This is a genomic window from Mycoplana sp. 10N416, from assembly GCF_056394765.1.
On record NZ_JBFTIM010000006.1, the window covers coordinates 182,481 to 194,277 of the forward strand.

Annotated in this window: 7 protein-coding genes; 3 read left to right on the forward strand and 4 right to left on the reverse strand. The window is 64.4% G+C overall.

Going from position 1 to position 11,797, the window contains the following annotated elements; all coding sequences use genetic code 11:
- Positions 1-22 precede the first annotated feature (22 nt).
- Positions 23-3,736: an AsmA family protein gene (locus AC1DDS_RS14250; protein WP_477479491.1), complete on the reverse strand. Its 3,714-nt coding sequence runs from the start codon at positions 3,734-3,736 to the stop codon at positions 23-25.
- A gap of 130 nt (positions 3,737-3,866) precedes the next feature.
- On the reverse strand, positions 3,867-5,279 hold the full coding sequence (locus tag AC1DDS_RS14255) for an FAD-binding oxidoreductase (RefSeq protein WP_477479492.1): 1,413 nt from the start codon (positions 5,277-5,279) through the stop codon (positions 3,867-3,869).
- Between the two features lie 175 nt (positions 5,280-5,454).
- Here AC1DDS_RS14255 and AC1DDS_RS14260 point away from each other — a divergent pair, with 175 nt between their 5' ends.
- On the forward strand, positions 5,455-5,700 hold the full coding sequence (locus tag AC1DDS_RS14260; protein ID WP_477479493.1) for a dynamin: 246 nt from the start codon (positions 5,455-5,457) through the stop codon (positions 5,698-5,700).
- Between the two features lie 101 nt (positions 5,701-5,801).
- Here AC1DDS_RS14260 and AC1DDS_RS14265 read toward each other — a convergent pair whose 3' ends face one another.
- On the reverse strand, positions 5,802-8,984 hold the full coding sequence (locus AC1DDS_RS14265; protein ID WP_477479494.1) for an efflux RND transporter permease subunit: 3,183 nt from the start codon (positions 8,982-8,984) through the stop codon (positions 5,802-5,804).
- Positions 8,984-10,171, reverse strand: coding sequence for an efflux RND transporter periplasmic adaptor subunit (locus AC1DDS_RS14270; RefSeq protein ID WP_477479495.1), 1,188 nt, complete (start codon positions 10,169-10,171; stop codon positions 8,984-8,986). The genes AC1DDS_RS14265 and AC1DDS_RS14270 overlap by 1 nt, the downstream gene beginning before the upstream one ends.
- A gap of 172 nt (positions 10,172-10,343) precedes the next feature.
- On the opposite strand from AC1DDS_RS14270, the gene AC1DDS_RS14275 reads away from it, so the two are divergent.
- Complete coding sequence (locus AC1DDS_RS14275) at positions 10,344-10,751, forward strand: carboxymuconolactone decarboxylase family protein (protein WP_477479496.1); 408 nt, start codon at positions 10,344-10,346, stop codon at positions 10,749-10,751.
- A gap of 229 nt (positions 10,752-10,980) precedes the next feature.
- Entirely contained in the window at positions 10,981-11,697 is a 717-nt protein-coding gene (locus tag AC1DDS_RS14280; RefSeq protein WP_477479497.1) for a L,D-transpeptidase, read from the forward strand.
- Positions 11,698-11,797 lie beyond the last annotated feature (100 nt).

Below are 11,797 nucleotides of genomic sequence, written 5' to 3' on the forward strand. Positions count from 1 at the left end.
CTTGCCGCCTTGCTGCAATTGATCAGTTCACGCCAGGCAGCGCATCAAAATTGAGGTTCTGCCCGCCGATCGGCGGCAGATCCTCACGGATCACGCCTTCGTTGGGGCTGACCCTGAAGCCGGTGCCAGGCTCGACTGACTGTCGCGCCTGCTCTGCCGCCCGGCGCTCCGCCTCAATCCTCGCCTCGCGTTCCTGACGCTCGCGCTCGGCCTGTTCCTTGGCCGCCTGGCGCCGACGCTCCTCCTCGATCGCCTGGATGCGCATGGCTTCGGCCAGCGCCGCCCGTTCCTGCGCCCTTGAGCGATAGAGTGCCGCTTCGCGCCGCAACCGCTGCTTCTCCAGAACGGCAGCCTGCAGCATCTCGACCCGGCGCCGCTCACGCTCGAACTTGCGCAGCGACAGATAGTTGCTGAGCGGCTGCGCATCGATGCGCATCGTCGGTGCGGCGATCGGCCCATCGAAGGCGAGCACGATTTCCGGCTCGCCGCCTGTTACCGCCTCCTCACCCGCCTTCAGCCGCATGGCAATCCGGCCCGACAGCATGCGGCCAGGCAGATCTAATTCAGCCCCTCCGGCGAAGTCTGCCGCACCATCCTCGCCTGTGACGGTCTCGGCTCGAAGCTTTCCCGAAGCGATGGTGAAGGGGATCGTCACGCCGTCGAGGCGTGTTTCGCCGCGCAAGGCCTGATTGACCGCAATCGCGTCGACCTTCGTCTCGGTGATGTCGCCCTCGATGGCGTCGGCCGAGGCGAGGATCGCACCGAAGGCGTCGCTCGTCATCCCGCCCAGCGTCAATCCGTCGATTTGCACTTCGCCCGAGCCGCTTGCGGCCTCCAGCATCGAGGCAACGTTCTTGCCGGAGGCATCGAGGGCCAGGGTCATGTCAGCCCTCCCCGCCGCCACCGGGCCGTCGGCTCCCGCCCATACGATCCGCGAGACATCGGCACCGTTCAGCTTGAGGCGGGCTTCCAGCAATCCGTTGCCCTCGGCATTGGCAAGGGTCAGCCGCCCGGCCACCGAACCGCCGAGCCAGTCTCCGGCCAGGTCGTCGAGGCTCAGGCCGCCGCCCGTCCAGTTCAGCGCAGCGTTGAAATGTTCCACCGGTTCGTAGAGCCCCGTCCAGAACTGCTCCGCGGCGAGCCGAATATTGAGATCGGCGTTGTCACGGGTCGGAATGCCCAGCGCCGAGGCATTAAACCCTTGGCCACCGGGATCCTCGATCGGCCCCAATACGCCTTCGGCCAGCCAGGCCAGATCGATTGTATCAAAGGTCAGGCTTCCGCTGCCCGTGAGGGTCGGCGCCGCGCGGTCCAGGACGAGCATTCCCGACAGGCCGTTTCGGTCGATCTTGCCGTCGATATCTTCCAGCCGGACCGAGGCAGCGTCGATTACGGCTTTCGCTCTCAGCGCGACGGGCAGTCCTGATCCGGTCTGCGGCGGCACGACACCGTTCATCACAAGATAGGGCTCGATGTCTCCGGAACTGGCGGTGATATCCAGTTGTCCGTCGAGGAAATGGGAAGCTGTCAGGTCGACGCTGCCATCCGCACTGATGGATGTGCCGCTCGTGGTGAAGGAGAACGTCACGTTGGCTGGACCGGACAACGGCTGCACGATCTTCACCGCCGCAATACCATTCGGTTCCGCATCGAACGGCAGCGGTTCGAGCCCGAGCTGGCCGGCCAGCGCAACGGTGCTGGGGTTTTCCAGCGTCCCTTGTGCCTCGATGTTGCCTCCGGCAAGGAATTCGCTGAAGTCCCGGGCAGACAACCGTGCGTCGACACGCCCTCCGTTCACGCTTCCCGCCAGGAGCATGCCCACCGGACCATCCTTGTCGCCCGGCAGCGCCAGCGTCATCTTCAGATCGGCGTCGTCATAGTAGCCGGCGCTGCTGACCAAGCGGGCGAGCACGGGATGCGGCGGCAGATGCCGCGCGAGCAGGTCAATCACCGGCTGCATTCGCCCGGCGCGCAGCGACAGGTCGAGCCCCGCGGAAGGCGAGGCAACGGTTCCGCCAACCTGCCCCTTGACCGACACGGTCGCCCCGGCGACCGAACCCACATCGAGGCGACTGACGTTCAGCATGCCGCCCTGCAACGACAACACGGCCCTGACGTCGCGTGCCTCCTCGCCGAATGCGGCGAAGTGCTCCGCCTTCAGGTCAAGCGCGATGGAATGGTGCAGCAGCACCGCGGTCGAGGCGTCGCCGGCCACCAGACCGGCAAGGGCCTTAAGCGTTTCAATCTCCACGCGGTTGCCGCCAAGTTCGATCGACAGGGCCGGCGCCTCCCCCTGGCGCGACTGCCGCTCGATCCGGCCCTTGAGGGTTGCAGCACCGGCCGCGAGCTCAAGGTTTTCGAACCGCTGCAGTTCAGCGGTCAGGTCGACCTTGGCGGCGAAGCCCGCACTCTTCAGCTTGCGGATCTCGGGGTCGACGGAGCCTGCGAGCCAGGCGGCAAGGCCCGAAGGCTGGTTGGAGGCAACGAGCAGATCACCGGTGAAACGGCGGCTGCCCTTGAGTGTCAGACGCCCTTTCGCCTCCACGGTCGTGCGACCGGGGAACTGCGCAGTGCTGCGGGCGACGATCCAGCCGTCTCCGTCAGGCTCGACATCGAGCATCACCTCGCGGACCGTGGTGTCGCCGATCACGATCGCCGGCAGCTTCAGGCTCGCCCGACCGGGCACCTGCGGCACGGGGATATCGGCCAGGATCGCCAGCAGACCCTGCAGGCGCTGGCGTGCAGTCGCCTCCGGGTTGCGCCCCGTCTTACCGCGCTCGCCGTTGTTGCCGATCCGGTTGACGTCGATCTGCTGGCCGTCGGCGATCAGGAGGAACTCCGGCGCCTTGCCGGTGTCGAGCGTCGCCTCGCCCGTAACGATGTAGGGATCGGTGGGATCCCCCGCCTCGAGATGGTACTGCGGCACTCGCAAGCGTTCGTTGGAAAGCTCGAAATCCCCTGAAACGCGAACCGGATTGTCGGGATCACGACCGTCCGGTTTCTTCTTCTCGGCAAGCGCAAACGTGCCGTTATACTGGGGCCTGAAGTCGACGACCTTCAGGTCGCCGTCGAGATCGGCGGTAAACGACAAACTGTCCGGCACGATCCGCGCCTTGAGCTTCAGCACGCCGTCGTCCAGTTGCCCGGTCGACATCTGGAACGAGCCTGTCGTGCCATCGACCGCGCCGCGACCGTCGACGCGCCAGGGCCCACCGAGCGAGCGCGCCGACAGCCGAGCGTCCAGCCCGGTGAAGCGGCGCGTGCGGCCGGCCTGTTCATCGACAAACTCGATCTCGCCGCCCGTCACCTCGACATTTTCCAGAACGACGGTTTTGGCCGGAATATCGGCCTTGCGTCCGCGCGCCCAGTCCAGCGTGCCATCGGAAAGCAGCTTCAACCGCACCTTCGGTTCCTCGACGCGCATGTCGAAGATCAGCGCCTCGCCGCTGAGGATCGGCGCCAGTTCCGCATCCATCGAGAAGCGGCGGATGGTGACCGACGGTTCGGTCCCGTCCTCCTCGCCGACGCGCACGTCGTTCAGGGTGACGGAGGGAAACGGAATGAGGCGGGCGTCGACGCTGCCGTGAACGACGACCTTCCGCCCGACGATCCGGCTGGCCTCGCGTTCGAACTCCTGGCGGAAGCCGGTCCAGTCGACGAAAAGCGGCGCCAGCAGGGCTGCAAACAGCGCCAGCACCACCAGTCCGCCTATCGCCAACATTACCCGCGAGAGCACGCCGCCAATCCCGAGATCACCCAATTCATACGCATCGCCCAGACCCGGCTTGCGCTCGCATCATGTGCGTTTGCGCCGCCCCCAGCGGACATCTTCGGCCCGACTATACGCAGGATCACCGCCATCTGTCTCATGACAAGGGAAAAATCTTTCCCGGATTGAAGATATTGTCAGGATCGAGCGCCCGCTTGACCTGCCGCATGACGTCGACCGCCTCGCCGAGCTCCTTGGGCAAAAATGCCTGCTTGCCCTGACCGATGCCGTGTTCGCCGGTGCACGTCCCGTCCATCGAAAGTGCCCGCGCATTGAGCCGCGCCACGAAGGCCTCGACCCCATCGATTTCGGCCGGATCCTTGTCGTCGAAGACCACGCTGACATGAAAATTGCCGTCGCCCGCGTGCCCGACGATCGGCGCGAGCAATCCGTGCTGTTCAATGTCGTCTTCCGTCTCCGCCACGCAGTCGGCAAGGCGCGAGATCGGTACACAGACATCCGTTGCCAGTACGGACGCGCCGGTCCGCAGCGCTTTGGCCGCCCAGTAGACGTTATGGCGTGCCTTCCACAACTGTGCCCGTTCGTCCGCATCCGACGTCCACTGGAAGTCCCCGCCGCCGCATTCGGAGGCGACCTCGCCGAATTGGCGCGACTGCATGGCGACGCTTTCTTCGGTGCCGTGGAATTCGACGAATAACGTCGGCTGCTCGGGCAGCGTCAGGCCGGAATAGGCGTTGCTGGCCTTGATCTGCAGCGCATTGACAAGTTCGATCCGCGCCACCGGAATACCGAGCTGGATCGTCATGATCACGGCGTTGCAGGCGTCCTTCAGTGTCGGAAAGCCGCAGATGCCGCCGGCGATCACGTCCGGAATGCCCTGCAGCCGCAGGGTGACGGAGGTGAGCACGCCGAGCGTGCCTTCCGAGCCGACATAGAGCCGGGTCAGGTCGTAACCGGCCGAGGACTTCCGTGCCCGGCGCGCCGTGCGGATTTCCTCGCCCCTGGCGGTCACCACCGTCACCGCCAGGACGTTGTCCTTCATCGTGCCGTAGCGCACCGCGTTGGTCCCGGATGCCCGCGTCGATGCCATCCCGCCGATCGAGGCATTCGCCCCCGGATCGATCGGGAAGAACAGGCCGGTGTCGCGCAGGTGCGCGTTCAGTTCCTCGCGGGTGATGCCCGGCTCCACGGTGCAATCGAGATCCTCAGCGTTCACTTCAAGGACACGATTCATCTTGCTGAAATCGATGGAAATGCCGCCATTTGGCGCGTTGACCTGCCCCTCGAGCGAGGAGCCGGTGCCAAAGGGGACGATCGGAATCTTGTGTTCGGCGCACAAACGCACCGCTGTCTTTACATCATCGGCGCTCTCGGCGAACAACACACCGTCGGGAAGCTGTGCGGGAATGTAGGTGGTCGTGTGGGCGTGCTGCGCACGAATGGCCTCGCCCGTATGGAAGCGCAGACCGAATTCCTGTCGAAACGCCGAGACCGCGGTCGAGATCGCTTCTTCGTTGCGCAGACCCGCCCTGATATCCGATAGCGCCATCGCGTCCTCCGCACTTCTTCGCGGCGTTATGGGCAAATTTCCATGCGCGTGTCCATAGTAAGTTTCGACCGCGGACAGAGCCAAGCCATTCGGCCAGAACGACGCTATCTTATTAAATAGCAATATACATCGCGTTGGTTGATAATTGCACGCGGGGATGGAAAGGAGTTCGACCATGACGCGCAACATATGGACAATCTTCGCCCTCATCATCGTCCTGATGATTATCTTCTTCGGGTCCAGGATGTTCCCTGGACGCACGACGACCGCCACGAGCACGGCGCCGGCGCCGGCGCCGGCAACCGAACAGTCGGGCTCCGCCCCGGCTACGGGCACCGCGGCACCCGCGACGCCGGCACCCGGCACTACGACGACGGAAACGAAACCGGCGGAGGGTTCACAGACCGGAACGGGCAACTGACGCGAACTGACCCTCCGGCGACGCAGCAGCCAAGGCAAGGCGACGAGTCCAGTTGCGTCAGGGATATCGACCAGTTTTCGCAGGCAACCCGGCTACGCATATCATTCCGCTGCCTGCGATCCCGGCAATGCGCCCCGTTCCTCCACCTCGACTGGCCGCAGCTTCGGCCGGCTGGCCGCGTCCATTTCCATCTGCAGCCGCTTCTCTTCGTCCGCTTGCGGCTTGGTAAACCGGGCGATGGTCAAATAGGCGACCGGGGTCAGGTATAGCGTGACGACGGCCGCCAGTCCGAGCCCGCCGACCAAGACCCAGCCGAGCGCGATGCGCGCTTCCGCGCCCGCTCCGCTCGCCAGCACAAGCGGCAACGCACCGACGATCGTCGCGATCATCGTCATCATCACCGGGCGCAGGCGGATGTTGGAGGCGTTTTCGATGGCGCTGCGCACATCCTGCCCGCGGTCGCGAAGCTGGTTGGCGAACTCGACGATCAGGATGCCGTTCTTGGCCATGATGCCGACGAGAAGGACGAGCCCGATCTGGCTGTAGATGTTGAGCGACGTGCCTGTCAGGATCATCGCGAAGACGGCGCAGGCAAGGCCGAGCGGCACCGTCGTCATGATGATCAATGCGCTGACGAAACTCTCGAACTGGGCCGCCAGCACGAGGAAGATGATCACGAGAGCGAAGCCGAAGGTGATGAACAGCCCGTTCGCGTTTTCGCCGAGCGTCGCCGCCTCGGCCATCGGAATCAGGCGGGATCCTTCGGGAAGCAGCGGCTCTGCCATCTGCTCGACCATCTTCAGCGCATCACCGAGCGCAAGCCCGTCCTTGAGGCCGGCCGACAGTGACACGGCGCGCAACTGCCGCTCACGCGACAGTTGCGGAGCCACGGCCTGCTCCTTGAGCGTCGCGATCGAGGACATCGGCACGATCTTGCCATCGCCCGTTTTCAGGAAGGTGTTTTCAAGGTCGGTCGGATCGTTGACCGGATTGGTCGTCGAGGACAGGATCACCGGATAGGCCTGCCCGTCCACATAGACGTCGACGATGCTCGACCCATCGATGATGGCCTTCAGGGCGGAGGAAAGCCCGTTGATGTCGATGCCGAGGTCCGAAGCCCGTTCGCGATCGATGGTCACCGAAAGCTGCGCCTGGTTGGCCTCGTAGTTCAAGCGCACGTTCTCGAAGCGGCCGCTGTCCTCGATCTTGCGCACCAGTTCGGCGGCAGCATTGCCGAGCTTGTCGTAATTGTTGCCGACGAGGGCCACCTGCAGCCCATTGCCGGCACCGCGGATGCCGAGGCTGTTCGGCTGGATCGCGAAGGCGCGGACGGACGGAACCTGCGCGGCGGCCGCATTGATGTCGGCGACGATCTGCTGCTGTGTGCGATCGCGCTCGCCCCACGGCGCCAGCGTCAGCACCATGAAGCCGCTGTTGCTCGAGCCGCCCATTCCAGACACGTAATAGATGTTGACGATTTCGCCGCTGTCATAGAGCGGTTCAAGTTTCTCCTCGATCAGCCGCATCTGTTCCTGGGCGTATTCGAGAGAGACACCCTGCGGTGCGCTGATCCGCATCATCACCAGCGAGCGGTCCTCGCTCGGTGTCAGCTCCGACTTCAGAGTTAAGAAGGATCCAGCGCCGAAAGCGGTAAACAGCAGTGCCACCATGAAGACAATCAGCGGCGCATTCAGGCAGGCCGTCAGCGTCCGGCGATAGAAGGCGGCGCAGAGATTGCCAAAACGACCGAGAATGCCGCCATGCCCATGCTCCGTCGCTTCCTTCGTCAGCATGCGCGAGGCAAGCATCGGGCACAGCGTCAGCGCCACGAAGCCGGAGAGCAACAGCGCAAACGCCAGCACAAAGCCGAATTCACGAAAGAGCCTGCCGGTCTGCCCCGGCAGGAACGAGAGCGGCACGAAGACGGCGCAGAGTGTGGCCGTCGTCGCGATGACGGCGAAGAAAACCTCCAGCGTTCCCAGCACGGCGGCCGCCCGCGGTCCGAGCCCTTCGGCACGCCGACGCACAATGTTCTCCAGCACGACGATCGCGTCGTCGACGACGAGGCCGGTGGCGAGCACGATCGCCAGAAGGGTCAGAATGTTGATCGAAAAGCCGGCGAGATAGATCGCCGCGATCGTGCCGATCAGGGCAATCGGCATGCTGATCGTCGGGATCAGCGTCGCCCGCCAATCGCGCAGGAAGAGATAGATCACGAATGTCACGATCAGAACGGCGGCCAGGAGAGCGATCTCCACCTCGTGCAGCGCGCCCTCGATGAAGACCGCGTCATCGCTGGTGACGCGCAGTTCGGTCCCCTCCGGCAGGATCGTCTTCAGTTGTTCGACCGTCGCCTTGATGCCGGCGGAAATGTCGAGCGTATTCGATTGGGCCTGGCGAATGACGCCGAGGCCGATGCCCTGGCGCCCGTTCGAGCGCAGCGCCGTGGTGCCATCGTCCGGCCCGAGCGTGATCGTCGCGAGGTCGCCGAGCCTGACGCGGTTCTGCAGCATCAGGTTCTCGAAGTCGGCCGTCGTCGCGAGGTCCGCCGTCGCGCGAACCGTGATGTCCTGGTTCATGCTGGTGAGCGAACCGGCGGGCACGTCGAACGAAGCGGTCTTCAGCGCCGTGCTCAGATCGCCGATCGTCAATCCGCGGCTTGCGAGCTTCGCCTGGTCGATGTCGACGCGGAACACCTTCTCCTGCTCGCCTGAAACGTCGATATCGGCCACACCCTCCACGGCCGCCAGCCGGTCGGTGATCTCGTTCTCCGCCAGTAGCGTCAGGTCCTCCATCGAGAGGCGATCGGAGGTGAGCGCAAGACGCATGATCGGCTGGCTGTCCGCGTCGGCCTTGACGACGCGCGGCTCCTCGGCGCCGTCGGGAAGCTGGTTGGCCACACGCCCGAGCGCATCGCGCACGTCGTTTGCCGCCTGGCTCACGTCGGTCGTGTCGCTGAACTGCAAAGTCACGCGGCTCCGACCAAACGACGAGGTGGAGGAGATGTCCTTGATCCCCTGCACCCGCGACACGGCCCCCTCGACGACGTCGGTCAGTTCGCGGTCCACCGTCTCCGGCGAGGCCCCCTCGAATACCGTCGTGACGGTGATCACGGGCTGATCTACCGAGGGCAGTTCACGGATCTCGACGCCGTTGAAGGCGGCAAGCCCCGCAACGACGATCAATGTATTGATGACGAGCGCAAAGATGGCCCGGCGCACGAAAAGCGCGGTAAAGCCCGCCTGACCACCACGGACGTGAGTTTCGCCCTGCCGTTCCGCCATCACGTGCCCTCCGCGACCGGGGGCTGTTGCGCCTCCTTGCCGACGCTGAGGATCTTGACCTCGCTGCCGTTTCGCAGCCGTTGCAAGCCCTCGATCGCCACAGCGTCGTCCTCAGCCAGTTCGGCGTCAACCAGAACCTTGTCCGGGTTACGCTGGATGATCTTGACCGGGATCTTCTCCGCCTTGTCATCGACGATGCGCCAGACGTAGGAGCCGTCGGCACTCCACTGCAGCGCCAGCGGATCGATGCTCGGATAGCGATCGCCCTCGAAATGCATGGTCACGGAAAAGGACATGCCGGCGCGCAGGATGTCTTCCGGATTGTCGATGCGGGCGCGCACCCGCAGCGTCCGGCTTGCCTGGTCGATGCGATTGTCGACGGCCTCGACGGAACCGGTGAAGATCTCGCCCGGCCGCGCGATCGCCGTCGCCGACACCGGGCCGCCCACCCGGATCTTCGTCACGAAACGCTCGGGCACCCAGAAGTCGACAAGAATCTCGGAGCGGTCGTCGATGCGCGCAATTTCGCTGGAGGTGGTGACATAGTCGCCCGGATTGACCGAAATGATGCCGACAATACCGGCATAGGGCGCGTTGATGTCGCGGCGGCGCAGGTCGAGTTCGGCCCTTTGCAATGCAAGTTCGGCGGCCTTCAACTCATCGCGCGCGTCCTGGATCGCAACATCCGTGACGGCTGCGGCCGCCTTGAGGTTTTCGTAGCGCTTCAGCTTGTCGGTCGCCCGGTCGAGGGTCAGGCGGGCCTGGTCTGCGGCGATCTTTTGCTCGTCGTTGTCCAGTTGGGCGATCAACGCGCCCTGCGTGACGCGGTCGCCGGACTTCACGACGACCTGCGTCAGGTTGCCGCTCGAATAGGGGGTGACGACCACGGTCCGGATTGCTTCGCCGTCGCCGATGGCGCTGAGCCGGTCGTTGACGAGTGTCAGTTGTACGGGTTTCGTCACCACCAGCGTCGGCCCACCGAAACCGCCGCGCTGGCCATTGCCCTGCCCGCCTTTGCCCGCCTTGTCGCCATTGACGGCGCTGCTCGGTGCCACAAGCGCGACCAGACTTTCCGGCAGGCCGGCCGCCTTCAGCGTGTCGCCTGCTCCGGGCGCGAGCCGCCCCCAGACGAGCAGGCCCGCTCCGACCACGGCAAGGCTGACAAGAACTTGTTTCCAAAGGCGCATTGAATTCTCCGGGCAAGGGTCGACGCTCCGCGTCGGCGCGGTTGCCGTATAGGGCAAGTATCGTGTCTTGCCCATGAACCGGCAATGAAAGAATGCGATCATTACGGAATTGTAAGATTTGCGCGAAGGTTCGATTGCAACCACTATAGATCGCAGTGCAAGGAGCCACGCCATGAGCACCGTCAAGCCCGCCGCCGACCTTGAGACCGATCCGCGCGTCAAGGCCGTCTTCGACGACATCCGCACCACGCGCAATTCCGACTTCATCAACAATATGTGGCTCTATCTCGCCTTCGATCCTGCCCTGCTGGAAAACACCTGGCGCGAGGTCAAGGCAATCATGGCAACACCTTCGACACTCGACCCGCTCGTCAAGGAAATGCTCTACATCGCCGTGTCGGCCACCAACGGCTGCAGTTACTGCGTCCACTCGCATACGGCAGCGGCAAAGGCGAAAGGCATGAGCCCCGCGCAACACGCCGAACTGATGTCGATCATCGCGCTCGCCGCCAAAACGAACCAGCTCGCAACCGCGCTGCAGATCCCGGTCGATCCGGCATTCGACGCCGACCGCAGCTGATTCGGCAACGCCCCATCCAAGGCGGACCCGGACGATCCCTGTCCGTGCCGCGCTGCCCGTTGGCCGCTGGCCCCTTTCGCCCGCCTCCGCGGCATTTCAGACACAATCATTGGCGACATCATTCCCATGACAAAGTTGTGATCGCCCTCCAGCCTTGTCATGCCGTCGGGAACATGGGTAGGCATCGGCCTGCACACACCCCCCTTCCCCCGGAAAGAACCTCCCCTAAATGTCGGCTGCATCTCTCACGTCACGGAGAACATTCATTTTGACTGCCGCTGCCGCGGCGCTGGCGGGCTGTACCACCACAACACCGAGCGGCAGGGACGCGCCCATCCCACAGGCACCGCGTCGCCCGACCGTACCTCCGACGAATCCCGAACTGGATGCCATGTACGGCGCGATCGAGGACGGCGGTCACTCGATTCCGGCGGTTCCGTACCAGCAGATTGATCCCAAGTTCTACAGACAACGCGTTGAAAACCCAACCGGAGAGCCGGCCGGAACTGTGGTCGTCGACACGCCGTCGCGCTTCCTCTACCTCGTCGAGCCGGGCGGCACGGCGATGCGCTACGGCGTCAGCATTGGCCGCGACGGCTTTTCCTGGCAGGGCGAAGGCATCATCCACTGGCGCCAGCACTGGCCGCGCTGGAAGCCGCCGAATGAAATGATCAAGCGCCAGCCGGAGCTCGAAAAATACTCCATCGCCAACGGCGGCATGGAGCCCGGCGTGAGCAACCCGCTCGGGGCGCGCGCGCTCTATATCTTCCAGAACGGCAAGGACACGCTCTATCGGCTGCATGGCACCCGGGAATGGAAATCGATCGGCAAGGCCGTCTCGGCCGGCTGCGTGCGCCTGATGAACCAGGACGCGATCGACCTTTACAACCGCGTGCCGTACCACGCCCGGATCGTCGTCCGCCAGGAAACCCTTTATCAGACCTGACGCGCCTTGCCGGTGCAGGCAGTTGCAGTTGCCCGGCACCGGCAGTGGAGCGGCTGACGGGTGCATGGCTATCCACACCTTCGTTCTTGCGATCGAAAGA